Consider the following 23843-nt stretch of genomic DNA (forward strand, 5'->3'; position numbering starts at 1 on the left):
GGCCGAAAGGGTAGGGGCCCAGGCTATGCTTGTCGCGCCTTCTCGTTTATTGCCCATTACATTGCTTATAAGTGATCGGGGCGGGTTTTGGAGGGTAATACCCGTGTCGACCCACCGATCAGGACATTGCACATCGAAACCGTGGAATAAGGCGGAATATCGCGTGGGCTTGCCCAATAGAGAGCGGGCGACTATCTAGCGGACACGATTTATGAGTCTGTCATAACAGACATGTCTCGATCCTGATCACAGTGGGCATGTGCATTGCAAAAGATCAAATCAAAGTTTGCGGCAGTACTAAGCGATTCCGTCTTGTGGCGTTTGCTGTCAGAGAACATGCGGGAGCAAATGCTGCCGTATACCATTGCAATTATCGCGATGGTGTTTGTGGCGGGGACTACAGCTGGTATCGCGTTCATCATGCGCGATGTCGTTGACTCTCTGTTCGACAGTGAGAATTCGGCCAAGATCTTTGGCGTTTCGATGGCCGTGTTCACTATTTTCTTGGTTAAAGGTGTCGCCACCTACGTCCAGGTTGTAGCATTGACCCGCGCTGGGAACCGGATCGTTTCAAAACAGCAGATCAAGCTATATGACAAGCTTTTGCGGCAGGGCGTATCTTTCTTTAACCTGACCGAAAGCTCGGATTTGCTGTTGAGAGTGACACAGTCAGCACAGGCTGCGCGGACGGTTATCGAAATAATGGTCACGACCGCCGTTCGAGACATGCTTACATTGATTGGTTTGCTTGCCGTGATGTTCTATCAGCAACCAGTCTTGTCCCTCTTTACACTAATAGTCGGCCCGCTGGCGATTCTGGGGGTTCGGGTGCTGCTTCGTAAGGTCCGCGATATTGCGGATATGGAACTGCAGTCGATGGGCGCGATCATGAAAGTCATTCAGGAGACGTCGGCCGGAATTCGGGTGGTCAAGTCCTTTGGACTAGAAGAACGCATGGCCGAACAGATGAATTCGGCAGTTAAAAGCGTCGAAAAACGCCGTAATAAGCTTGCTCGCTTGCAAGCGGCAACCAGCCCATTGACTGATATTCTGGCAGGATTTGCGATTGCGTCGGTCATCGGGCTGAGTGCAGGTAAGTTGTTTGGTGCAGCGGCTTCTACCCCGGGCGAACTGATGTCATTCGTTACCGCTGTGATGATGGCGTATGAACCTGCGAAGCGTCTGACCAAGGTGCGGGTGAAGATGGAAGTGGGTTTGCGGCGTGTTAAAATGCTATTCAGCATGCTGGACGAACCGGAAACCCTGCCTGAGGAAGTTAATCCCAAAGCGTTGCCGGATGGGCCTCGCAAAGTCGTGTTTGACGATGTTGTATTCGGCTACGCCCGGCGTGATCCGATCTTGAAGGGGCTATCGTTGACCTTTGAGGCCGGCAAGACGACCGCTTTGGTTGGCTTATCTGGTGGCGGAAAGTCGACCATTTTAAACCTTGCATTGCGCCTATATGATCCGAATAGTGGTTCGATATCGATCGATGACCAAGACATAAAATACACCTCTTTCAAGACGTTGCGTCAGAATATGTCCTTTGTCGGCCAAGAGACATTTCTTTTCTCAGCGTCGATCGCCGACAATATTCGCTTTGGCCGAGAGGGGGCGACACAAGAGGACGTGATCGAGGCCGCCAAGGCCGCAAACGCCTATGATTTCATTATGACTTTGGAGCAGGGCTTTGACACCATGGTGGGCGAAAACGGAGCCTTCTTATCTGGCGGTCAGAAACAGCGCCTTGCGATTGCCCGCGCGTTGTTGCGCGATAGCCCCATTCTATTGCTGGACGAGCCGACGAGTGCGCTGGACTCAAAGTCGGAACATCTGGTGCAGGAAGCGCTAAGCAGGCTTACGGAAGGGCGTACAACAATTATCGTTGCGCACCGCCTTTCAACGATTATGCACGCGGACAAGATTGTTGTGATTGAAAGTGGAGAAGTGTTGGAGCAAGGGAGCGCCAAACATTTGTTGAAAGAACAAGGCCCTTTCAAAACCTTGTACGACCATCAGTATTCTAACGCAGTTAGCGCAGAGTGAGCTTGGTTTGACGCAGCAATCTGCAAGACGACCGGCGCGGCAACCACTGGCCGCGACCGTCATTATTCCAACTTACCACAGTTGGGATCAACTACAGATCTGTCTGGACTGTTTGGCTTCCCAGACCCTGAATGCCGATCAGTTTGAGATTATTGCGGTAAACAATGATCCGTCCGACCAAACTCCGTCTGAGTTTCGTTTGCCTGCAAACGCTCGTATATTGAGCGAGATAAAGCCGGGCTCATACGCGGCACGAAATCGCGGTATCGATGACGCGAATGCCGACCTATTTTTCTTTACCGATTCAGATTGTCAGCCTGACCCACAGTATCTGGAAGCTGGATTGAAGATAGCCCAGGATCACCCTGAGGTTGGGCGGTTCGGAGGCAATGTTGTTCTGATCCCTAACGCGGAAGAATGGACGACAACGGAATTGTATGACGTTCATCTTGGTCTGGAGCAGCAGAAGTGGGTTGAGCGTGGAAGAGCTGTTACTGCCAACCTGATTTTGCGTCGCATTGTGATAGATCAAGTGGGTCGGTTCAACGACAAGGTTTTGTCAGGTGGTGATATGGAATGGAACGATCGCGCAAAAGCTGCAGGCGAACCTATCCTTTTTGCTGCGGATGCCATCGTAAGACATCCAGCGCGTAGAAGTCTTAGTGAACACATCACCAAAGCCCGCCGGATTGAGGGCGCGCGTTTGCGCAGGAACGCGAAGCGTGGATTTGTGAATTACATACCACCCGTTCAAAAGCTGATCCCGTCGTTTAAGACCCTGAAAAATCTTCTTAGAAAATCCGATCTATCGACCCGACAAGCCCTTGGAGTTTGGGGTGTCCATTATGTTCTTCGAGTGGTGAAGATAACTGAAACTATTCGTCTGCTCTGGCTACGACGCGCCGATCAACGGAAATAGGGCTAAAAAGACTGATATCTTAATGTACTTGGTTTAAAAACTCAAATTCTTAGCGAAACTAGGCTTTTGTGTAGTGGTCATAAGTAGAATATTTTGACTATTAAGACGCGTTGATGATTTGTTAGATGTTCAAAAGGCTTCTGTCGCAAACTTTATTCCATCTGTCAGACGGAGGGTTCTGTCGCAAACATTTTGGATGGTAAAGCATCATTGAAATTGGTGAACAGCTTACCAGCAAGTTCGGCGAATTGCTTAAACGGGCGGAGTCAGGGCGTGAATTGACCTTTGCGGATCATGTTGACCAATTCGATACCTGCTAGGACAGATGCGGTTGAAGCAAAAGATTTGAAACCGAGTACGGGCCTTATCCGTCGATTGATGAATCGATGGTCTTGTTCGATGATATTGTCGAGGTACATCCGCCTAACCATCTCAATCGGTATTGGGCAACCAAAGCCCTTCAGCATCTTGTTGATTGCTTTGATGCCGGCGGTGTTGGCCCCGCTTTTGTCGATGACGATCTTACGCGGCAGCCTGTTGATTTCGAGCGCGCGGGCGAAGAACTTTGTCGCTGCGGCTTTATCCCGGCGCTCGGATAACATGAAATCATGCGTCTTGCCGAACTTGTCGATCGCTCGGTAAAGATAAATCCACTCGCCCTTCACTTTCACATATGTTTCATCCGAGCGCCACGAACGATCTGTCGAACGCTTTCTATACCGCGCTGTTTCAGCAATAAGGTCTGCATATCGACCGACCCAACGGTTTAGAGTTGCATGATCCGGATCAACGCTACGATCTGCCATGATTTCTTCCAGATCCCTGTATGAAACACCGTAGCGCAGGTAGAAGAAAACCGCGTGCAGGATCACGTCTTTCGGAAAATGCGCGCCTTTAAGAAAGATAATCACGGTCTGCTCCTGTCATGTCAGAATGCGTAAGCAGAACTGTGTTCGATCTGACAGGTAGGGGCGAATTTTGCGACAGAACCCAAAAAACTAACGATAGCTGCCAATAAAAAATATTTCGTCCTGTGGGGCTTTTTACGGCTGTGTCAAATAGATACGGGGAACCGCTCGCTCTTGTCATCGACCTAATGAATCGCTTTATTGCCCAAAATATTGCAACCATCTCTGAAGCAGATTCAGGCAGGAGCATAGAGTGCATAATCTTGAGGTCATTGCGCCCAATCTGAAGCGAAGTCTTTCGGGGGTGACAACAACCATTGTCCGCTTACTGCCAATTCAAAAAGAGATGATCGGCATTTTTGCGACCGGACCGGGTCTTCCGAAGGACATCCCACATATAAGGCTCTGGAGAACATTATTTTTGTCTCGCGATGTTAAGCGGGTCTGGCACGCGCGTCGAAATGCTGAAATGTTGATGGGCTTGGTGTTGACAACAATCTTCCGGCGAAACTTCAAACTGCTGTTTACGTCAGCAGCCCAACGCAATCATTCTGCTTACACCAAATGGCTGATATCAAAAATGGATGCACTGATCGCAACAACTCCTCAGGCTGCATCGTTCCTAGATCATCCCGCAACAGTCATTATGCATGGTGTAAACACTAACTTGTTCCATCCTGAGGATGATAAAAGAGCTCTAAGAAACAAACTTGGACTTCCTCACTGTACATTGGTTGGTTGCTTCGGCCGTATTCGCCCCCAAAAAGGTGTCGACCTATTGGTGGATGCAGCCATTGAAGTGCTGCCTGCGTTTCCAAATGTCGAAATTGTATTTACAGGTCGTACAACAAAAGAGTTTATCGAGTTTAAACAACAGCAAGAGAAAAAATTGCAATCAGCCGGCTTGGCGGAGCGTGTGCACTTCTTAGGTGAACGCCCATGGAGCGAACTCGTCGAATTATACCGTGCACTGGACTTGTTTGTTGCGCCTGCTCGGCACGAAGGATTTGGACTGACTCCTTTGGAAGCAATGGCTTCAGGTGTTCCCGTCATTGCTTGCGATGGGGTAGGCGCCTTTAATGCCCAAATTGAAGATGGTGAGACAGGACGGCTGGTGGAGAAGGACAATGCCGAGGCTTTGGCCGACGCGCTTAGAGAAATGCTTTCAGACCGCGACAGACTAACGGCCAAAGGTCGTGTTGCCAGATGCCATGTCCAACAGAATTTTAGAATTGAGAGCGAGGCAAAGGCTATAGTTCAAGTGTATCGCTCACTACTAAAAGCTTCCTGACCACCTGATTTATGCCGAAGCTATTAGGGTCCGCATGCATTGATTTTCAACGCGCTGCATGATTCACGGCTCGGAAATGGAGTGGTGATATAAACGACCTTTTCCAACTGACCGATGAGCAGATGGCCAAGTTTTCCGCTTTTTACCCGAAGTCGCACGGCGGGCCATGGGGCGATGATAGAAGGATACTAGGCGGGATTATCTTCATCAACCGCAATGGATTAAAGTGGCGAGATGCGCCCGAAGCCTGCGGTCCGCACAAAACGCTCTATAGCCTCTGAAAACGTTGGCGTGAGAAGTGCATCTGCGTCCGAATGATGGTTTGCCTAGTTGCCGAACACGGCGAAGAAAAAAACCATGATGATTGATGCGACTTGTCTGAAGGCACGCCGTACCGCGATCAGCATGGTCGCGAGAAAGGGGCGTGGCCGCCTGATAGCAAACTGCCCTCAGGACGCATCGATATTTTCACAAAATGCCATTGTTCAGTTTGTTTGAGGGTACTGATGATCGAAATATAACGTGCTGGCAGATTCACCAATCTTTCTGGTCCGTGTGGAGCGTCGGCGTCGAAAAACAGGGTGTCGCCAGCTTTCAGCGGATAGATCTGATCCCCATGGCGATAATCTAGTTCGCCCTCAAGCATGTAAATTGTTTCGATCCCGCCGTGTTGAAATGTCGGAAAAATGTCGGATTTGGCAGTGAGCGTGATCAAATACGGCTCCACGATTACGCCCGATCCGTTCGCACCCAAGTGTCCCAGTAAGTATATTGGTGATTGGCGCGTGTCCCTTCGCGTTCAAGCTCCACCCCTTCTCCGGCTTTTGTGTGGACGGCTTCTCGGCGTTCTTCGAACTGTCGGAAAAAACTTGTCAGCGGCACCGACAACGCATCTGCCAGCAATTGCAGGGTCGTCAATGAAGGAGAGGTGTTGCCGTTTTCGATTTTCGACAACATGCCGATCGACAAACCGGTTAATTGGGCCAAGTAGGCAACAGTGATGTTTTGCAGTTTGCGAAAGGCCCGAACTTCGCGCCCGATCGCAACTTCTAACACCTTCTCTCGTTCGCCTGCCCGAAAGGAATGCGGATTTTGCGTCAGATTGGTAGGCATTTCGGTGTCGCGATTTTCTGTTCTGGACATTCAGCCTATTGCTATACTTGAGTTGCCTGTTTCTGCGAACATGTACCGTGCATCGCAACTTCCATACGGGCTAACATATCAACAATATATTCTGATAGTGAAAATATCATGCTGGCTGAAAAAACAATCGAGTTGGGCATTTTGCTGTTTGATGGGTTTCCGATGGCGTGTTTGACCTCGGTGATTGAACCCCTGCGGGCAGCAAACGAGATAGCGGGACAGGAGGCTTTTTGCTGGCATCTGGTTTCTGAGGCAGGGCAGAAAGTCAGGTCCAGCGCCAATGTCGGGTTCGAGGCCGACCGGCCTCTATCTGATTGTCAATCCATCGATATCCTCTTCATGCTCAGCAGTCCCGTCGCCGGGTTCCGGGACCCAAAGCAGGGCAATGGTGCATTGCGCGCGCTCGCGCGACATGGAGCAGTTCTTGGGGGTATCAGTGGTGGCGTTTTCCCTTTGGTCCGCTCAGGGGTCATGACTGGGTGTCCGGTTTCCGTACATTGGTGCTATGAGGCTGCTTTTGAGGCCGAGTTTCCAGATATCGAGGCTCGGCGCGAGGTGATTGTATCTGCTGCCAATCGTTATACCGCGGCAGGGGCAGCCGCAGCCTTTGATCTGGCCCTGCATCTGATCCAAGATCGATTGGGTAGTGAGGTCGCGCATGAAGTGGCTTGCTGGTTCCAGCACCCGATGATGCGTGGAACGAGTGTAAAACAACAGGTTCCGAATGTCCGTCAATCGGATTCCGGAGACAGATTGCCGCCGCTTGTTACCAAATCGATCGAGTTGTTCGCGGGCAGCGTCGGTCAGCCGATTTCGATCACCGAGGTCGCGCGTCAAACGGGTGTCACTCCGCGTCAGATCGAACGCGCATTCAAGCAGGCCACCGGACAAAGCCCCAGCCATTATTTTCGCGCGATGCGTATGAAGGCGGCGCGGCAGATGGTGGTGTATACAAAAGACCCAATCTCTGAAATTGCGGCAGCAGTCGGATATAGTTCTGTCGCACCGTTGGTGACTCATTATCGCGCGGCCTTCGGCTTGAGCCCAAGCGAGGACCGCCGTCGGATCAACCGCTTTCGAGTTGAGGATAATGCTCCGCTGCCCTCAAGCTGAACTGCGTGTCACAGTGCGGATTTCATTGCAGCGACAATCGCATGTTGCAGAGATCGGGCTGAAGATCGCGGAGCGTATATACTGAACAAATCGGTTGACCGGCGCAGGAGGAAGCATGCCAGGTGGTGAATTGAGGTTCGTGCTGCGCCCCCTGTCGCCAAATTTCTGCAGTCCAGATTGCACAACAGTTCCAGCACCGACTGAACATCGGGACCTTTTAGATCAAACCGGGCCCAGGCATCCGTCTGTTCGGACACCGAAGCAGCATCTTTGGTGCCATCTTTCACCAATTCCGCAAGACCCTCATGACTTTCGAAGGGAGCCTCGACAATCCATTGTTCGGGTCCAGCCCAAAAGGCTATGAGGGTTTGTCCTGAAAACTGACCGATACCAGGTGCCTTCTGCCCGATCAAAGCGGCCAACGCCGAATGAGTTTCGCCTTCACGCCCCAAGCGCGCCGCGACCGAAGCCAGCGCAACATCGGGGACTTCACTGCAGGTTACGCTGCCAATAGTGCAGGTTTCCGGGTTTGCTCCACCAAGTGCGGTTAACGCGATAAGATCATGCACGGAGCCGTTCTCCCTTAGGGTCGACAAAATGGGACGAAACAATCTCGACCTCGACGGTCAGATCGGTTAGCGGCGACACAAGGCGCATCTTTTCGCCATGACGGTCACTTCCGTTCTTCAGAAAGCCCAGACCGATATAGCAGTTCAGAGAAGGCGAGAAGGCGGCTGAGGTGACATAGCCCTGATCATGCGCTGCATCGACCGGACCGGATGCATCCATGAGATGCGCGCCAGCGGTGATCTTATCCGCGCTGTTCACGGGTTTGACGCCGACCATGTTCAACGCATCAGCCTCGTTCAGCCCTTCACGCTCTGACAGAACTGAGCCAATGCTATCTTTCTTCTTTGATACCATCCGACCCATGCCAAGGTTCAGTGCGGTGGTGGTCCCGTTTAGTTCGTTGCCCGCCGCATGACCTTTTTCGATCCGCATAACGCCCAGTGCTTCAGTGCCATAGGGCACCACGTTGAATTCTTCGCCTTCGACCATCAATCGTCGCATGAGGGCATCGCCATAGCGGGATGGGACCGCGATCTCGAATGCCAATTCACCCGAGAATGATATCCGGAACAGACGAGCACGTAATCCACCGCAAACGGTAATGTTGCCGCAGGCCATAAAGGGGAAACCGTCATTCGAGATATCGAATTCCGGATCCACTATTTTCTGCAGCAACTTACGTGAATTCGGGCCAGCAACGGCGTATTGTGCCCAGGCTTCGGTGGTCGAGATCAATTGCACGTCCATGTCCGGGAACAGGCATTGCCGGATAAACTCCATGTGCTGGTAAACTTTTACCGCATTGGCCGTCGTTGTTGTAACCACAAAATGATCTTCGGCCAGCCGAGCTGCGGTGCCATCATCCATTGCAATGCCATCTTCACGCAGCATAAGCCCATAGCGGGTTTTGCCGACGGCTAGCTTGGCAAAACCATTGCAATAGATCCGGTTCAGGAAATCCGCAGAATCAGTGCCCTGTACATCAATCTTGCCCAGCGTGGTGCAATCGCACACTCCGACCGAGGCACGAGTCTGGCGCACTTCGCGGTCAACGGATTGCCGCCAATGCGTTTCTCCCGGTAACGGGAACCATTGAGCGCGCAACCAGTTGCCGACTTCCACAAACACGGCACCGCGCTCTTTGGCCCAGTGGTGTGATGGTGTCAGACGGGTGGGGTGAAATTCCTTCCCCCTCATACGGCCCGCAAAGGTTGCTATTGGCACTGGCGTATAGGGCGGGCGGTAGATAGTGGTGCCGACTTGCGGAATGGATTTCCCGGCGATCTCGGCCATAATTGCCAAGCCGCCCATGTTCGAAGTCTTACCCTGATCGGTTGCCATGCCCAGCGTGGTGTAACGTTTGAGATGCTCGACCGACTGGAAGCCTTCCTGATGGCTGAGCTTTACGTCTTTGACAGTTACGTCGTTCTGTTGATCCAGCCATGCCCGCGAACAACCTTGGACATACCAGAATGGCGTCTGAGTGACCGGAGCATCTTCGGCCGTTGGTATCGCGATGGCATCGCTTTTCAAGTCAAGTGCGTGGGTGGCGGCTTCGGCACCGGATTTCAAGGCACCATGAGTGGACATGATGCCATTTGCGGCTCCGGCGACTGTCAGGCCCGGAGGCAACGTATCGCCGGGGACGAAGGCAGACAGGGTCTCATTCCAGACCGGGCGACCGCGTTGGTGGCAGGTCAGGTGCACATTCGGGTTCCATCCGCCTGAGATACCAAGCGCACCAACATCCAATATCCGGTTTGAGCCGTCGGCCAATTTGACCTCGGCGAAAGTTAAGCCAAGACGCCCTTTGGTCTCGATCAGCTCGGCGCCGCGCAGCACCTCATAGTCACCGTTCAGTGGGGCCTCGGGCCGAACGTCAACAACGGCCGCGATTTTCACCCCTTTGGCATGCAGATCGGCTGCGGTGCGGTGGCCATCGTCATTGTTGGTAAAAATAGCCACGCGTTGCGCGGGGGTGGCGGCGAAACGGTTAGCATAACTGCGCAGCGCTCCGGCCAGCATGATGCCAGGCCGATCATTGTTTTCAAAGGCAATCGGGCGCTCGGTTGCGCCAGCGCACAAGAGTGCGCGCCCAGAATAGATACGCCATAGGATTTGACGGGGTTTACCCTCGGATGGAGCGGACAGATGATCGCCTTTCCGTTCGACCGCCCCGTAAATTCCATGATCGAAAGCACCGATAACGGTTGTGCGCGGCATCAGGCGGACATTCGGCATCGCGGACAACTCTGCCACCGTCTGTGCAATCCAGCTTTCAGCGATGTCGTCGTTCAGCGAGTATGTTTCGCTATTCAAACGACCACCGAGGGCAAAATCCTCATCCGCCAGTATCACTTCGGACCCCGCACGACCGGCGGTTAGCGCTGCCATCAATCCTGCTGGACCCGCGCCGATAATTAGAAGGTCGCAGTGCCTAAATCCCTTGTCATATTCATCAGGGTCTTCCTGCATCGACATGGTGCCCAACCCTGCAGCCCGGCGGATAACAGGTTCATAGAGCTTCTCCCAGAATGCGGCGGGCCACATGAAGGTTTTGTAGTAGAAGCCTGCGGTCAAAAAATTTGAAAACCGATCATTGATCGCCATCGCGTCAAACCTGAGGCTTGGCCATCGGTTCTGAGAATGCGCTTCGAGCCCGTCAAACATCTCGATCGTCGTGGCCCGTGTGTTGGGTTCTTTTCGATTGCCCGTACGCAGTTCAACCAAGGCGTTGGGCTCTTCAGACCCGGCGCTCAAAATACCACGGGGGCGGTGGTATTTGAATGATCGCCCAATCAGGCGCACGCCGTTGGCTAGAAGGGCGGATGCCAGAGTGTCTCCCGGATGCGCCGTGAAGTTGCGGTTGTCAAATTTGAAATTCAGAGTACTGGTGCGGTCGATCTGACCGCCGTTCAGCCGGTTGACTTGGGTCATTTGGAACGTCCTTGCATCCGGGCTACATCACGGGCCAATTCCACTTTCGAAATCTCATGCGTAACCGTATTGCGTGTCACGACGAGCCAGGATCGATCCCCCCCTTCGTGAAACCACAGCTCACGGTGTTCGCCCGCTGGATTGTCGCGCAGATAGGCGTAATCATAGAATGTCTCGACTGCGTTTTGAGCTTGCCAGTCGGGACGGTCTATCAAGGACGCGTCGCCCAGATACACGAACTCTGAACTGTCACGGGGACCCAGCAATGGATGTTGGATGATCATTTTTGGCTTCCTCAGTGCAGATTGGGCTGATTGCCCATACCTTTTTCGTCAATCATCCGACCGGTGCGAAAGCGGTCAAAGCGATAGGCGGTCGCTGTTGGGTGTGGCTCGTCCTTTGCCAGCAGATGCGCGAAACAATGGCCCGATGCAGGAGTGGCCTTGAAGCCGCCATAGCACCAGCCGCCATTGAAATAGAGCCCGTCGATATGTGTGCGGTCGATAATGGGCGACCCGTCCATGGACATATCCATGATCCCGCCCCACATGCGCAGCAGTCGCGCGCGGCCGATCATTGGCATCAGCGCCATGCCGCCTTCGCAGACATCTTCAACTACTGGCAGGTTTCCGCGCTGAGCGTAAGAGTTGTAGCCGTCGATATCGCCTCCAAATACCAAGCCGCCTTTATCGGATTGGCTGACATAGAAATGTCCCGCACCAAAAGTGATGACGCCCGGCAGAAGCGGCTTCAAACCCTCGGAGACAAACGCTTGTAGCACGTGGCTTTCAATCGGCAGTCGCATACCCGCCATTCCCATCAGACGCCCCGAATTCCCAGCAACGGCACAGCCAACCTTACCGGCCCCAATGAATCCTCTCGAAGTTTCAACGCCCACGCATGTGCCGTTTTCGATGCGGAATCCGGTGACTTCGCAATTCTGAATGATATCGACGCCGTGACTATCCGCCGAGCGCGCATAGCCCCATGCTACGGCATCGTGACGAACGGTGCCGCCGCGTCGCTGAGCCAGACCGCCTTTGATGGGGAAACGCGCGTTGTCAAAATTGAGGAACGGATACTCCTTGCGTACCTGTTCGGCATCCAGCAGTTCGGCATCCGCGCCGTTTAGGATCATGGCATTGCCGCGTCGCGTGAAGGCGTCGCGCTGTGCGTCCGAGTGGATCAGGTTGATAATCCCGCGCTGACTGACCATTGCATTGTAATTCAGGTCCTGTTCAAGACCTTCCCACAGTTTCAATGAGAATTCGTAGAAAGGTTCATTACCATCCAGCAGATAATTTGAACGTATGATGGTCGTATTGCGCCCGACATTGCCGCCGCCAATCCAGCCTTTCTCGATCACAGCAACATTGCGAAAGCCGTACACTTTGGAAAGGTAATGGGCCGTCGCCAGACCGTGACCGCCGCCGCCGATGATGACAATGTCATATTTCTGTTTGGGTTCGGGATCACGCCACGCCGGTTTCCATCCTTTGTGACCGCGAAGCGCTTCTTTGATGACGGTGAAACCAGAATATCGCATGAATCAGACCTTTTTCCAAAGAATCGCTTTATTTTGGTGAATTGGATACTCTCAAATCCGACATCTATAGCCCTGAATCAGACCTGAATGGCAGGCTTTGACTAAGTTCTCTTTACGGTAGGGCAATTCTATAGAATGTGGGTGCCGGATACATCATGTCCGCCATGACTAAAGGAATGAAAAGCCTGCGCAGATCTTGCGTCGAACCTAATTGAGCTTGGATCGGTCGCGTGTTTGCAATCCGACGACGCTGAGGCAGGCAAATAGAATTGCGGCGACACAGACGATGGACGGACCGGCAGGTGTATCGAACATATAGGCCGCCCTTAGACCAGTGACCGCCGAGAATGCGCCAATAGCGGCGGCGATCAATGCCATCGATTCCGGTGATCGCGCCAAACTTCGAGACGCTGCAGCAGGTATGATCAGCATTGCAGCGATTAAAAGAACACCCACCACCTTGATTGCCACTGCCACTGTTACGGCAAGCGCCAATGTCAGGATTAACTGCTCGCGTCTGGGGTTGAAGCCGCTGGCATATGCCAGTTCTTCGTTTAACGTGGCCGTCAGAAGGTGAGACCAGCGCCACGCGATCAGCGCTACGACAAGGACGGCGCCGCCCCAGATTACAAGCAGATCAGTACGCGATACGGCAAGGATATCGCCGAAGAGGTAGGCCATAAGGTCAATTCGTACGCCGGACAGAAAGGAAACGGCGACGAGGCCAAATGCGAGGGCGGAATGCGCCATAACACCTAGCAACGTATCCATCGCATACCCGCGCCCGGACAACAGTGTTACGGTAAGCGCCATAGCAAGCGCAACAGCCAATGCCCCAGTAAAGACTGACAACTGAAATGTCAGCGAAAGCGCGATCCCCAAGATTGCGGCATGCGCTGTGGCATCTCCGAAATACGCCATCCGACGCCACACGACAAAGCAGCCCAGCGGGGCTGCGGCGAAAGCCACGCCAACGCCTGCCAGCGTTGCGCGTGTCATAAAATCATCAAGCATTATTCTGCCGCTTCTTGAGAGGTTTCACAGTGATCGTGATCATGGTCATGATCATGCCGATATAAGGCCAACGCACCGCCTGTTCCTGTCCCAAACAGAGCGCGGTATTCCGGGGCCGAGGCCACCACAGCGGGGGAGCCTTCGCAACACACGTGCCCGTTCAGGCAGACCACGCGATCTGAAGCGCTCATGACCACGTGCAATTCGTGGCTGATCATCAGAATGGCGCATCCGGTGTCCCGCCTGACTTCTTCGATCTGGTGATAAAACGCAGCCGATCCCGGTTGGTCGAGTCCTTGTGTTGCCTCGTCCAATAGCAATACATCTGGTTGGTTTATCAGGGCCCGCGCCAACAGCACGCGCTGAAATTGCCCACCTGACAATTGCGACATCTGTCGTTTCAGCAGATCCGGCACTCCGGCAGATTCAAGCGCTTCTTCGCATTTTGCTTTGGAAACGCGATCGGTCAGCCGCATGAACCTCTCGACCGAGATTGGCAGTGTCGGATCGATGTGCAGTTTTTGAGGCACATATCCAATTTTCAATCCTGGTTTCAATGAAACCTGTCCTGCGGCTGGTTTTGTTGCGCCAATGATCGCCCTCAACAGGCTGGTCTTGCCTGATCCGTTGGGACCGACGATGGTTACTATCTCTCCGGCCTCGACAACCATATCTACATGTCGCAGAACTGTATTCGCGCCGTAACGTACGCTGAGATTGTCAACGGAGATCAAGCTCATTTCTACGCCTTTTCAGTGCAGCTGGGGCAAAGCCCTTCGGCTTCTACAACCGTTCGCTCTATTTCGAAACCCGTTGCACGTGCAGCTGCGCCAAGTATCCCCTTGGCTGGTGCAGACTGCGCTTCGGCCACAGCGTCACATTTTCGGCAGATCATGAACGCCGGCGAATGGTCTGCTCCGGGATGAGAACACGCGACAAATGCGTTCAAACGTTCGATCTTGTGAACAAATCCATTTTGGACAAGAAAATCAAGCGCACGGTAAGCCACTGGTGGCTGCGAACCAAACCCTTCCTCGCGCAGCGCATCAAGAATTGCATAGGCCCCCAAGGCTCGATGCTCCTGCAGCAACATCTCAAGTACTTTTCGCCGCACAGGCGTTAGCCGCAACCCTTCTTTTTTGCACCGAGCTTCGGCTGTGGTCAGCGCAGTCTCAACGCAATTTTTGTGATCGTGTTTATGAAACCCAACAAGTGCGTCGTCGCAAACAGGATTGGGAGTGGCTTCACTTGTCATGTTATTCCATATCATGTATGTCGCTCGCAATGTTATACAATCACACTGAGGGTCCGATGTCCAGAAAGCTGCTCTTACAATCGATCACCGCTGCGTTAATGGGTGGAACAGCCATGGCGGATGCCCCAAAGGTGGCCGTCGACATTGCACCCGTCCACTCGTTGGTAGCCCGTGTTATGGAAGGTGTTGGAACACCTGATCTGGTCATCCCAGCGGGCGCATCGCCACACGAATACAACCTGCGTCCCTCGGAAGCCTCTGCACTGCAAGAGGCTGATCTGGTGTTCTGGATTGGCGAGGATCTGACACCCTGGTTGGAAGGCGCTGTCGAGACACTCAGCGACGGTGCCACGGTCACAACGCTTCTGGAATCGGATGGAACGGTTCTGCTTGATTTCCGTGAGAACACATTATTCGAAGCACATGATCATGGGGATCACGATGACCATGGTCATGATGATGATCATGCGGAAGACGAAAAGCACGATGAGCACGATCATGAAGAAGAGCACGCACATGATGATCATGGCCACGATGATCACGATAGCGAAGATCACGACGATCATGCTGATCATGACGATCACGGGCACGGCGAGCATGATCCTCATGCCTGGCTTTCACCGGCGAATGCAGAAATCTGGCTGAATGTCATTGCGGCCCAGCTTTCTGCCGCTGACCCTGACAACGCTGGTGCATATTTTGCAAATGCGGCTGCAGCGCGCGAAGATATGACAGCATTGTCAGATGAGGTAGCTGAAACACTGAAGCCAGTTCAAGGCGGTCGTTTTATCGTATTCCATGACGCCTATCAGTATTTCGAGGACGCCTTTGATTTCCGTGCTTCTGGCGCAATTTCTCTTGGCGATGCAACCGATCCCAGCCCGGCGCGTATCTCAGACATTCAGGGGCGTATCCGGGAAGAAGGTATTGATTGCGTTTTGACTGAGCCGCAATTCAACCCAGGAATTGTTGCAACTGTTTTAGACGGTACAGAAGCAAAGACTGCCGTAATTGACCCGCTGGGCTCTGACCTTGATCCCGGAGTTGAGCTTTATCCGCAAGTCATTCGCAATTTGGCAAACTCACTGGCTGAATGCCTGTGATCCAATGAACAGCCCAACCGTTACCAATAGGCGGTCGGGCTGAACATCCGCAAGCGTAACCAAATACGTTAATTGTCAGGATGTCGAACAGCACAAGCCAAGGGTGGCGGCTTGTTAAAAAGACGCCATCAAATTACGTGCTCTGATGGGCGAGATTGACCCAGACCGCGACACCGTGATCCAGTGCATCGTCGTTAAAGTCATAAGACGCGTTGTGCAGGGGCATCGCAGCCGGGCCGTCCAGTCCGTTACCCATCAGGATGAACGCGCCGGGGCGGTGTGTCAGAAACTCGGCAAAATCTTCAGAGAAACCTACTTGACCAAATTCCGCATCTACCGAACCTACCTCGCGCGCAGCGCTGACGATGGTTGCAGTGGCTTCAGGGTTGTTCTTGAGCGGCCTGAAAGATGTTGAGTATTTTAGCGTTGCCGCGGCACCTTGCGCGGCACACACGCCCTCCACAATAGCACGCATTCTGGTCTCGATAGTGGCAGACACCTCGCTGGAAAAGCCACGGCAATCCCCCCGCAACACCACGTTGCTTGGCAGGATATTACGTGCTCCATCTGTGAGGAATTCAGTGACAGAAACGACCGCATGTTCACTTGCCGGTAACGACCGAGATACGATCGATTGTAGCTGCAGCACAATCGCCGAGCCCGTCACGATAGGATCAATTCCTTTGTCCGGCATCGAAGCATGACCGCCTTGGCCAGCAATCTGAATCTCAAAATTGTCCTCGAACGCGCAAAACGCTCCGGATTGCGTTGCAAAATGACCAAGCGGCATACCAGGCATATTATGCAGTCCAAAAATCGCGGACATGGGAAATCTGTCGAAAAGTCCATCCGCAATCATCGCGGCGGCTCCATTTCCGTTCTCTTCGTCGGGCTGGAATATGAAATGTATGGTTCGCTTAAGCGTCGGGTCATCCGCAAGCTTTAAGGCCGCACCCAATAGCATTGTGCTGTGCCCATCATGACCACATCCATGGAACTTGCCTGGGGTTTCTGAACGATGCGCAAACGTATTGGCCTCGTCTATTGGCAGCGCGTCCATGTCGGCGCGAAATCCAAACGCGGTTTCCCCAGGACCTCGGCGCAGCGTCGCAACAAGGCCGGACTTACCTATGCCACGCGTGACCTCCAGACCAGCTTGTTCCAATTGCTCGCCTATCAGGCGGGGTGTTCTGACAAGGTCAAAGCCGATCTCTGGGTGTGTGTGCAAGTCACGACGAAAGCGGGTGAGGTCAAGCATCATGAAGGCCTTTCTTGGATAGATTTCTCAGCGGTTGAACATTGTTTTGGCCAATCACGCTGTAGGTCCCGCAATTGCAGATGGCGCGATTGCTTATCCCATGCATCGCACCGACACAACCTCGGCTGTAGACAGCGCATCGTTGATCGCCGTCCATTCGCCCAGGCTGTTCTCTGGTGCAGCACCTTTTGGCACTCTAAAATTTTTTGAATGCGAAGTCAGTTGGACCAAATACGTCCACTGCATCGCGGGTGATATATATACAGTCCGTCTGTAAATCGGTGATTTGGGAAATCCAGCTGCAGAAACCAGTGGTTGTCTGGAGGGTTTTTGACATTTCGATTTGCCGCTTTGCATCTTGCGGCGGGGGCATCCAATCAACAAAAGGGCAGTGGATCCATACCGGCTTATCGCTGAAAGTGTGAGGGCTAATAGAATCCAGCAAATTGACCATAAGCTGAAACGGCAGAATGCCCTTAAAATATTGGTCGGAGTGAGAGGATTCGAACCTCCGACCCCTGCCTCCCGAAGACAGTGCTCTACCAGGCTGAGCTACACTCCGACCGTGGCGGGTGATCTATACCTCGCGATTTGGATGTGCAAGAGGATTTCTGAGATTGGTATAGGGTAAACCACGGGGGCAGAATGGCGACCGTCGCAACAAGTCCAGGTGGGGATCTGGACCGCATCTCACTTCAGTGGTTCAGTGCGAAACAGCCGAATTTTGGTTCCGCCATGATCGACGACCGGACCGGGCGGGAGCAAAGGCAGGCGCGTTGCGCGAGCAAGTCCAGGTGTCGTGGTAACGATGCCCACACGCCAGCCGTTAAAGCGGTTGGCGAGTACTTTGCCAAGGCTGCCATATAGGGAGCGCAAGCGCTTTTCGTCACCGATGCGGGCCCCGTAAGGGGGGTTCACGATGATCAGCCCCGTCTGCCCGGCGGGAGGTTTTATGTCACTGACCGAACGGTGTTGAAACTGGGTTATCTGATCCACATTTGCCTGCATTGCATTCGAACGCGACGCTTCAATTGCGCCCTCATTCCGATCGGAACCAAAGAATTTCAACTCGGTTTCGTGCGTTTGAGCCCGTTTGCGCAACTCGTGCCAAGCATCGTGGTCAAAGCTGGCAAAGTTCTCGAAAGCGAACTTACGTGATCTTCCAGGCATCAGACCAAGCGCTATCTCAGCTGCCTCAATTACAAACGTGCCCGAGCCGCACATCGGGTCCAAGACCGGCTCAGATCCGTCATAACCACATTCGCGCAGGAACATAGCTGCCATGGTCTCCCGCATCGGAGCCTTAGCAATGGCGGGTTTATGGCCGCGTTTGTGTAATGGCTCACCGGAGCTGTCCAGCGACAGAGTGCAAATATCTTTTTCGATCCGAAGGAGCACACGAACAGTGGCATCAGATGAGACCTGCGCGCCAAGTGTCTCAGAAATGGCGCGTTCAATACGTTGGCGGGCCGCCCTGTCATGATAGATGCGTGATTTACGGCAGGTTGCCTCGACCCTTACCGGAATATCGGATCTCAGGAACTTGGCCCAAGGGAACTTGCGTGCCCGTTTGTCCAATTGCGCCAAATGGACTGCGGGAAAACTGCCCAGTCGCACCAGAACTTTGTTGGCACCCCTTAGCTCAAGATTCGCACGCCAGACTTCACGCCAGCCCCCACGGCAAACAACACCACCTGCGAGCTTTTGCGGACCGCCAAATCCCCGCTCGATCGCTTCCGCATAAAGAGGCGCTTCGAGGCCGGGCGTGGCGATCAAAAAAATCTCGAGATCATCTTCGTCTTTCATTCAGGCTGCTTACACCGGATGAACATTAGGTGCGACATACAAATTGAGAGCAAAAATCCACTCAATGTTAAACTGAATCATAAGAATGTGAATTTCAGGTTCGAAATTGAGCGGTAACAGGTTTGCGTTTGCGTGCATCCCCGCGTAAAGGAGCTTTGATCGGAATTACGCTTGCGGATTCTGGTCGGTTTGTGGTGCTTTTGCGACCGGACTGATCGGAAAAATCGTGATATTTGTTGCCATCATTGTAAGGTGGCAAGCAGCAGGCGCAGGACAGAGGCTTGGAAGAACGTAGCGACATGCAAACTTTCAAACTAAAAAAAGGGTTGGATTTGCCGATTGAAGGCGCGCCCGAGCAAAACATCCAACCGGGGCCTGAGTTTTCCAGTGTTGGCGTTCTGGGGGGGGATTATCTAGGTCTAAAACCCCGCATGTTGGTTCAGGAAGGTGATGATGTTCAGCGCGGTACACCGCTGTTTTGTCACAAGGACGCGCCAGAGGCGATGATGGTCGCACCGCTGAGCGGGAAAGTTGTTGCCGTTAACCGTGGTGCGCGGCGCGTTCTTCAAAGCGTCGTGATCGAAGTATCCGACGTCAATGATACCGGGGTTGATTTCTCGGGCGTTGGTGATGCGGTCTCAGGCGCTGGTGTCACCGCCAAGCTGTGTGCGGCCGGGCTGTGGACTTCTTTCCGCACGCGACCCTATTCGAAGATGCCCGAACCGGGGACGACACCAGCAGCGATTTTTGTCACCGCGATGGACAGCGATCCACTGGCTGCAGATGCTGCCGTGGTAATCGCCGATGCATCAGAGGCATTTACGGCAGGTTTGACCGCAATCTCACATCTGACTGAAGGAAAAACCTATCTTTGCTACAAAGATGGAGAAGCCATCCCAGGTGCTGATCTTCCCGAGGTTGAGGCAGCGGCTTTCTCGGGCCCGCATCCGTCCGGGCTGGCCGGGACACATATTCACTTTCTAGAGCCTTTGGCCGCTGACAAGCAGGTATGGACAATTGGCTATCAAGACGTGATTGCCATCGGACGCCTAATGCAATCCGGTCACCTTGATCCGAATGTTGTGATCGCACTGGCCGGACCGGGTGCGCGGCAACCACGTTTGATCCGTACGGTCATGGGCGCCTCAACTGACGATCTGATCCGTGATGAGGTCAATGTCGATGGAGCCGCTCGGATCATATCGGGTTCGATCCTGTCTGGACGCCATGCTGAAGGCCCGACGGCGTATCTTGGTCGTTTTGCACGTCAGATCACCATCATCCGCGAAGATCCCGACCAGATCACTATGGGTTGGATTCTCCCCATGCCGTCGAAATTTGCCGTTCAGCCGGTCCTGGGGTCTGCTTTTGCCAATAAACTCTATGCCTTGACCAGCAATTTGAATGGCGGACGACGCGCCATGGTTCCGACCGGCACGTTTGAAGAGCTGATGCCACAGGATTACCTGCCGACACAGCTATTGCGCGCTCTGTTGGTAATGGATACCGACACTGCTCAAGCTCTGGGCGCGTTGGAACTGGACGAAGAAGATCTGGGCCTTGTGGGCTTTGCCTGCCCGGCGAAATATGAATACGGGTTGGCGCTGCGCGACTGCCTTAGCAAGATTGAAAAGGAGGGCTGAGCCGAATGGGTTTGCGCAGCTTCTTTGATCGGATCGAGCCGAACTTTACCAAAGGCGGCAAGTACGAGAAGTATTTTCCCATCTACGAGATGGTAGAAAGCTTCATCTACACTCCGAAAACCGTAACTTCCGTTGCCCCTCACGCGCGGTCTTATGTGGATATGAAACGGATCATGACCTATGTCGTGATCGCCACGATCCCCTGCATTCTATGGGGGATGTGGAACACCGGTTATCAGGCGAACTCGGCAATTGCCGCGCTTGGACCTGATGCGGCCACAGGCTGGCGGATCGCCCTTTTGCAGATGTTCGGCATCTCGCTGGACCCGTCCAGTATCTTTGCCAATGTAGCGCACGGGATGCTTTACTTCCTGCCAATCTATATTGTGACGTTGGTTGCTGGCGGTATCTTCGAGGTGATCTTCGCGACAGTGCGGGGCCATGAGGTTAACGAGGGTTTTCTTGTTACTTCTATGCTTTACACGCTCATCATGCCGGCAACGACACCGCTGTGGCAGGTGGCTCTGGGCATCATATTCGGTGTTGTGATCGGCAAAGAGGTTTTTGGCGGGACCGGCAAGAACTTCCTCAACCCCGCGCTTGTGGGCCGCGCGTTCCTATACTTCGCGTATCCGGCTCAGATGTCTGGCGACTCGGTTTGGACACCGGTTGACGGGTTCTCGGGTGCGACGGCTTTGGCCGTTTCCGCAGCCGAGGGGGTTCAGGCTCTGGCCGCCGAAGGCATCACTTGGTCCAGCGCATTCTACGGCACCATCCAAGGAAGTTTCGGTGAGACATCGACACTGGCCTGTATGATCGGCTTGGGCTTCCTGCTTCTGACCAAGATCGCAAACTACCGGTTGATCTTAGGATGTCTGGCCGGAACCATCGGCTTTACCCTGCTGCTGAACGTGATTGGGTCGGACACCAATCCAATGTTCGCCATGCCTTGGTACTGGCACATCGTTCTGGGTGGGTATGCCTTCGGGCTGGCCTTTATGGTCACCGAGCCCGTCTCTGCCAGCCACACCAATGTTGGGCGTTACATCTACGGGGCGCTGATCGGTGTCATGGTTGTGTTGATCCGTGTGGTGAACCCGGCTTTCCCCGAAGGCATGATGCTGGCGATCCTGTTCGGAAACGTCTTTGCACCGCTGATCGACTATTTCGTCGTCCAGGCAAATATCAAACGGAGGGCGCGTCGCCATGTCTGATCCGCAATCCCAAGAACCAAAAGGCGCGATTGCCAAGTTTCTTGCGGCCTCGCCGGATTCTGTTGGCAAGACGATTTTCGTCGCTGTGGCTGTATGCCTAGTTGCGTCGATGGTCGTATCAGCAGCCGCGGTCAGCCTGCGCCCTGTGCAGGAAGCGAACAAGCTGAAGGACAAACAGGTCAATGTTTTGCAAGTCGCGGGTGTTTACGAACCCGGCATAAATGTAACCGAAGCCTTCGCCGCGTTTGAACCGCATGTGCTGGAGCTTGCGACAGGTGATTTTGTAGACGATCAGTTCGATCCCGCCACCTTTGATGACATCGCTGCCGCCAGTGATCCGGAACTAAGCGTTGCTTTGGACGATGACCCGGCCGGGATCGGTCGCAAGGCCAAGTATCGCGTAATTTACCTGCTGCGCGATGACGCTGGTGATCTGGATAAGGTCATCCTGCCGCTGCACGGCTATGGCCTGTGGTCCACGCTCTATGGCTTTATCGCGCTGGAAAACAACGGCAACGATATATTTGGCCTGCAGTTTTATCAGCACGGTGAAACACCGGGCCTCGGAGCTGAGGTGGACAACCCACGCTGGAGAGCACTGTGGAACGGCAAGAAACTGCGCGATGACGCGGGCGATCTGCAAATCACCGTTGCTAAGTCACAACCCGCCGCAGGTCCTGATTTCTATGTCGACGCGCTGGCCGGTGCCACACTGACTTCGGTTGGTGTCGATAACCTGGTGAAATTCTGGATGGGTGATGCGGGCTACGCTCCGTTCCTGGCCAAACTGCAAGCAGGAGAGTTCTGATGTCTCAGACCAAGAAAGAGATGCTGGTCGACCCGCTTGTCGACAACAACCCGATTACCTTGCAGGTGTTGGGCATCTGTTCGGCGCTGGCGGTGACCTCTTCGCTGCAGGTGTCCTTCGTTATGGCGCTGGCGGTTATGTTCGTGACCTCGTTCTCGTCGTTCTTTATCTCATGCCTGCGCAACCAGATCCCCGGATCGATCCGGATCATCGTGCAGATGGTGATCATCGCGTCGTTGGTGATCTTGGTGGATCAGGTTCTCAAGGCCTACGCCTTCGAGATCTCGAAAACCCTGTCGGTTTTCGTTGGCCTGATCATCACCAACTGTATCGTGATGGGCCGCGCCGAGGCGTTTGCGATGAAGAACCCGCCGGTTGCGTCGTTCATTGACGGTATGGGCAACGGAATGGGCTACGGTCTGATCCTGCTGCTGGTCGGTTTCATCCGCGAGCTATTCGGGGCAGGATCGCTGTTCGGTGTCACCATTCTGGAGACCGTGAACAATGGCGGCTGGTACGTGCCCAATGGCATGCTGCTGCTGCCGCCCTCTGCATTCTTTATCATCGGTCTGATCATCTGGGCTTTCCGCACATGGAAGCCGAACCAGGTCGAAGAACGTGAATATAAAATCCAGCAGGTAGAGGCGCACTGATGGAAGGGCTTATTTCTCTGGCCGTAAAGGCCATCTTTGTCGAAAACCTCGCGCTTAGCTTCTTTTTGGGGATGTGTACCTTCATCGCCGTATCCAAGAAGATTTCGACTGCACTGGGATTGGGTATCTCGGTCATGGTCGTGCAAGCGATCACTGTGCCGACCAATAACCTGTTGCTCAGTTATCTGCTGAAACCGGGTGCGCTGGCCTGGGCGGGTTTCCCGGATGTGGACCTGACTTTCCTTGGTCTGATCTCGTATATCGGTGTGATTGCCGCGATGGTGCAAATCCTTGAGATGGTTCTCGATAAGTACTTCCCGCCACTCTACAACGCGTTGGGTATCTTCTTGCCCCTGATTACCGTGAACTGCGCCATCCTTGGCGGCTCGCTGTTCATGGTTGAACGCGACTATAACTTTGCCGAGGCCGCGACATATGGCCTGTCTTCGGGCTTTGGCTGGGCGCTGGCAATTACCGCAATGGCAGGTGTTCGGGAAAAGCTGAAATATTCGGACATTCCAGATGGCCTGCAAGGGCTGGGCATCACCTTCATCACCGCAGGTCTGATGGCAATGGCCTTCATGTCCTTCTCGGGCGTGAAACTGTAAGGAGGGCG

20 protein-coding genes, 1 tRNA gene and 2 pseudogenes are annotated in these 23843 nt (G+C 53.6%); 11 read left to right on the forward strand and 12 right to left on the reverse strand.

The features are described 5' to 3' along the window. Nucleotides 1-336: 336 nt before the first annotated feature. Both ACR0KN_RS11225 and ACR0KN_RS11230 read left to right on the forward strand, forming a co-directional pair. Nucleotides 337-2046 carry an ABC transporter ATP-binding protein gene (locus ACR0KN_RS11225; RefSeq protein ID WP_480653543.1) on the forward strand — a complete coding sequence of 570 codons (1710 nt, stop codon included), beginning with the start codon at nt 337-339 and terminating at the stop codon, nt 2044-2046. 7 nt (nt 2047-2053) lie between these two features. Next, complete coding sequence (locus ACR0KN_RS11230) at nt 2054-2965, forward strand: glycosyltransferase family 2 protein (protein ID WP_480653545.1); 912 nt, start codon at nt 2054-2056, stop codon at nt 2963-2965. Nucleotides 2966-3231: 266 nt separating this feature from the next. Here the strand turns inward: ACR0KN_RS11230 and ACR0KN_RS11235 are convergent, their stop codons facing one another. Beyond that, nucleotides 3232-3873, reverse strand: coding sequence for an IS6 family transposase (locus ACR0KN_RS11235; protein ID WP_480653892.1), 642 nt, complete (start codon nt 3871-3873; stop codon nt 3232-3234). A 253-nt stretch (nt 3874-4126) separates the two neighbouring features. Between ACR0KN_RS11235 and ACR0KN_RS11240 the strand changes: the two genes are divergently transcribed. Together ACR0KN_RS11240 and ACR0KN_RS11245 are read left to right on the forward strand one after the other, a co-directional pair. Then, the gene (locus tag ACR0KN_RS11240) at nt 4127-5164 is read left to right on the forward strand and encodes a glycosyltransferase family 4 protein (RefSeq protein WP_480653547.1); all 1038 of its coding nucleotides are present in this window, start codon (nt 4127-4129) and stop codon (nt 5162-5164) included. A gap of 89 nt (nt 5165-5253) precedes the next feature. Further along, nucleotides 5254-5602 (forward strand): annotated as a pseudogene (locus ACR0KN_RS11245) (transposase); the annotation flags it as partial. 64 nt (nt 5603-5666) lie between these two features. Here ACR0KN_RS11245 and ACR0KN_RS11250 read toward each other — a convergent pair. Beyond that, nucleotides 5667-6277, reverse strand: a pseudogene (locus tag ACR0KN_RS11250) (helix-turn-helix domain-containing protein); the annotation flags it as partial. A 138-nt stretch (nt 6278-6415) separates the two neighbouring features. Here ACR0KN_RS11250 and ACR0KN_RS11255 point away from each other — a divergent pair. After that, nucleotides 6416-7420, forward strand: coding sequence for a GlxA family transcriptional regulator (locus ACR0KN_RS11255; protein WP_480653549.1), 1005 nt, complete (start codon nt 6416-6418; stop codon nt 7418-7420). Between the two features lie 8 nt (nt 7421-7428). On the opposite strand, the gene ACR0KN_RS11260 is transcribed toward ACR0KN_RS11255, so the two are convergent. The 7 genes from ACR0KN_RS11260 to ACR0KN_RS11290 form a co-directional block, all read right to left on the reverse strand. Next, entirely contained in the window at nt 7429-7989 is a 561-nt protein-coding gene (locus tag ACR0KN_RS11260) for a sarcosine oxidase subunit gamma (RefSeq protein ID WP_480653551.1), read from the reverse strand. Continuing rightward, nucleotides 7982-10927: a sarcosine oxidase subunit alpha family protein gene (locus ACR0KN_RS11265; protein WP_480653553.1), complete on the reverse strand. Its 2946-nt coding sequence runs from the start codon at nt 10925-10927 to the stop codon at nt 7982-7984. Before ACR0KN_RS11265 ends, ACR0KN_RS11260 begins: the two co-directional genes overlap by 8 nt. Next, nucleotides 10924-11211, reverse strand: coding sequence for a sarcosine oxidase subunit delta (locus ACR0KN_RS11270; protein ID WP_260026591.1), 288 nt, complete (start codon nt 11209-11211; stop codon nt 10924-10926). Before ACR0KN_RS11270 ends, ACR0KN_RS11265 begins: the two co-directional genes overlap by 4 nt. An 11-nt stretch (nt 11212-11222) precedes the next feature. Further along, entirely contained in the window at nt 11223-12473 is a 1251-nt protein-coding gene (locus ACR0KN_RS11275; protein WP_480653555.1) for a sarcosine oxidase subunit beta family protein, read from the reverse strand. A 207-nt stretch (nt 12474-12680) separates the two neighbouring features. Continuing rightward, nucleotides 12681-13487 carry an iron chelate uptake ABC transporter family permease subunit gene (locus ACR0KN_RS11280; RefSeq protein WP_170474805.1) on the reverse strand — a complete coding sequence of 269 codons (807 nt, stop codon included), beginning with the start codon at nt 13485-13487 and terminating at the stop codon, nt 12681-12683. Continuing rightward, entirely contained in the window at nt 13487-14227 is a 741-nt protein-coding gene (locus ACR0KN_RS11285; RefSeq protein WP_480653557.1) for a metal ABC transporter ATP-binding protein, read from the reverse strand. The genes ACR0KN_RS11280 and ACR0KN_RS11285 overlap by 1 nt, the downstream gene beginning before the upstream one ends. 2 nt (nt 14228-14229) lie before the next feature. Then, entirely contained in the window at nt 14230-14742 is a 513-nt protein-coding gene (locus ACR0KN_RS11290) for a Fur family transcriptional regulator (protein WP_170545968.1), read from the reverse strand. Between the two features lie 56 nt (nt 14743-14798). On the opposite strand from ACR0KN_RS11290, the gene ACR0KN_RS11295 reads away from it, so the two are divergent. Beyond that, on the forward strand, nt 14799-15845 hold the full coding sequence (locus tag ACR0KN_RS11295) for a zinc ABC transporter substrate-binding protein (protein ID WP_480653559.1): 1047 nt from the start codon (nt 14799-14801) through the stop codon (nt 15843-15845). Nucleotides 15846-15978: 133 nt separating this feature from the next. On the opposite strand, the gene ACR0KN_RS11300 is transcribed toward ACR0KN_RS11295, so the two are convergent. The 3 genes from ACR0KN_RS11300 to ACR0KN_RS11310 all read right to left on the reverse strand — a co-directional run bounded on the left by ACR0KN_RS11300 (nt 15979) and on the right by ACR0KN_RS11310 (nt 18909). Next, nucleotides 15979-17106: an amidohydrolase gene (locus ACR0KN_RS11300; RefSeq protein WP_480653561.1), complete on the reverse strand. Its 1128-nt coding sequence runs from the start codon at nt 17104-17106 to the stop codon at nt 15979-15981. 482 nt (nt 17107-17588) lie between these two features. Continuing rightward, nucleotides 17589-17665: transfer RNA gene (locus ACR0KN_RS11305), tRNA-Pro, on the reverse strand. A gap of 128 nt (nt 17666-17793) precedes the next feature. Then, complete coding sequence (locus ACR0KN_RS11310) at nt 17794-18909, reverse strand: THUMP domain-containing class I SAM-dependent RNA methyltransferase (protein WP_480653563.1); 1116 nt, start codon at nt 18907-18909, stop codon at nt 17794-17796. Between the two features lie 299 nt (nt 18910-19208). Between ACR0KN_RS11310 and ACR0KN_RS11315 the strand changes: the two genes are divergently transcribed. From ACR0KN_RS11315 to nqrE, 5 genes are read left to right on the forward strand one after another with little or no spacing between them, the layout of a single operon-like run. Then, nucleotides 19209-20552 carry a Na(+)-translocating NADH-quinone reductase subunit A gene (locus ACR0KN_RS11315; protein ID WP_170780546.1) on the forward strand — a complete coding sequence of 448 codons (1344 nt, stop codon included), beginning with the start codon at nt 19209-19211 and terminating at the stop codon, nt 20550-20552. Nucleotides 20553-20557: 5 nt separating this feature from the next. Beyond that, the gene (locus ACR0KN_RS11320) at nt 20558-21766 is read left to right on the forward strand and encodes an NADH:ubiquinone reductase (Na(+)-transporting) subunit B (protein WP_170772349.1); all 1209 of its coding nucleotides are present in this window, start codon (nt 20558-20560) and stop codon (nt 21764-21766) included. After that, nucleotides 21759-22574, forward strand: coding sequence for a Na(+)-translocating NADH-quinone reductase subunit C (locus ACR0KN_RS11325; protein WP_480653566.1), 816 nt, complete (start codon nt 21759-21761; stop codon nt 22572-22574). Before ACR0KN_RS11320 ends, ACR0KN_RS11325 begins: the two co-directional genes overlap by 8 nt. Continuing rightward, nucleotides 22574-23227: an NADH:ubiquinone reductase (Na(+)-transporting) subunit D gene (locus tag ACR0KN_RS11330; RefSeq protein ID WP_480653568.1), complete on the forward strand. Its 654-nt coding sequence runs from the start codon at nt 22574-22576 to the stop codon at nt 23225-23227. The genes ACR0KN_RS11325 and ACR0KN_RS11330 overlap by 1 nt, the downstream gene beginning before the upstream one ends. After that, a complete protein-coding gene (gene nqrE / locus ACR0KN_RS11335) occupies nt 23227-23835 on the forward strand; it encodes an NADH:ubiquinone reductase (Na(+)-transporting) subunit E (RefSeq protein WP_010441340.1) in 609 nt (202 codons plus the stop codon). The genes ACR0KN_RS11330 and nqrE overlap by 1 nt, the downstream gene beginning before the upstream one ends. Nucleotides 23836-23843: the final 8 nt, after the last annotated feature.

This window comes from Ruegeria sp. AP7 (genome assembly GCF_056539905.1).

What these genes read in the sequence shown, in the direction of transcription:
- ACR0KN_RS11225 (WP_480653543.1), top strand. Translation starts at nt 337, where the DNA reads ATGCGGGAGCAAATGCTGCCGTATACCATTGCAATTATCGCGATGGTG.
- ACR0KN_RS11255 (WP_480653549.1), top strand. Translation starts at nt 6,416, where the DNA reads ATGCTGGCTGAAAAAACAATCGAGTTGGGCATTTTGCTGTTTGATGGG.
- ACR0KN_RS11265 (WP_480653553.1), bottom strand. Translation starts at nt 10,927, where the DNA reads ATGACCCAAGTCAACCGGCTGAACGGCGGTCAGATCGACCGCACCAGT.
- ACR0KN_RS11270 (WP_260026591.1), bottom strand. Translation starts at nt 11,211, where the DNA reads ATGATCATCCAACATCCATTGCTGGGTCCCCGTGACAGTTCAGAGTTC.
- ACR0KN_RS11275 (WP_480653555.1), bottom strand. Translation starts at nt 12,473, where the DNA reads ATGCGATATTCTGGTTTCACCGTCATCAAAGAAGCGCTTCGCGGTCAC.
- ACR0KN_RS11280 (WP_170474805.1), bottom strand. Translation starts at nt 13,487, where the DNA reads ATGCTTGATGATTTTATGACACGCGCAACGCTGGCAGGCGTTGGCGTG.
- ACR0KN_RS11285 (WP_480653557.1), bottom strand. Translation starts at nt 14,227, where the DNA reads ATGAGCTTGATCTCCGTTGACAATCTCAGCGTACGTTACGGCGCGAAT.
- ACR0KN_RS11290 (WP_170545968.1), bottom strand. Translation starts at nt 14,742, where the DNA reads ATGACAAGTGAAGCCACTCCCAATCCTGTTTGCGACGACGCACTTGTT.
- ACR0KN_RS11295 (WP_480653559.1), top strand. Translation starts at nt 14,799, where the DNA reads ATGTCCAGAAAGCTGCTCTTACAATCGATCACCGCTGCGTTAATGGGT.
- ACR0KN_RS11300 (WP_480653561.1), bottom strand. Translation starts at nt 17,106, where the DNA reads ATGATGCTTGACCTCACCCGCTTTCGTCGTGACTTGCACACACACCCA.
- ACR0KN_RS11310 (WP_480653563.1), bottom strand. Translation starts at nt 18,909, where the DNA reads ATGAAAGACGAAGATGATCTCGAGATTTTTTTGATCGCCACGCCCGGC.
- ACR0KN_RS11315 (WP_170780546.1), top strand. Translation starts at nt 19,209, where the DNA reads ATGCAAACTTTCAAACTAAAAAAAGGGTTGGATTTGCCGATTGAAGGC.
- ACR0KN_RS11320 (WP_170772349.1), top strand. Translation starts at nt 20,558, where the DNA reads ATGGGTTTGCGCAGCTTCTTTGATCGGATCGAGCCGAACTTTACCAAA.
- ACR0KN_RS11325 (WP_480653566.1), top strand. Translation starts at nt 21,759, where the DNA reads ATGTCTGATCCGCAATCCCAAGAACCAAAAGGCGCGATTGCCAAGTTT.
- ACR0KN_RS11330 (WP_480653568.1), top strand. Translation starts at nt 22,574, where the DNA reads ATGTCTCAGACCAAGAAAGAGATGCTGGTCGACCCGCTTGTCGACAAC.
- nqrE (WP_010441340.1), top strand. Translation starts at nt 23,227, where the DNA reads ATGGAAGGGCTTATTTCTCTGGCCGTAAAGGCCATCTTTGTCGAAAAC.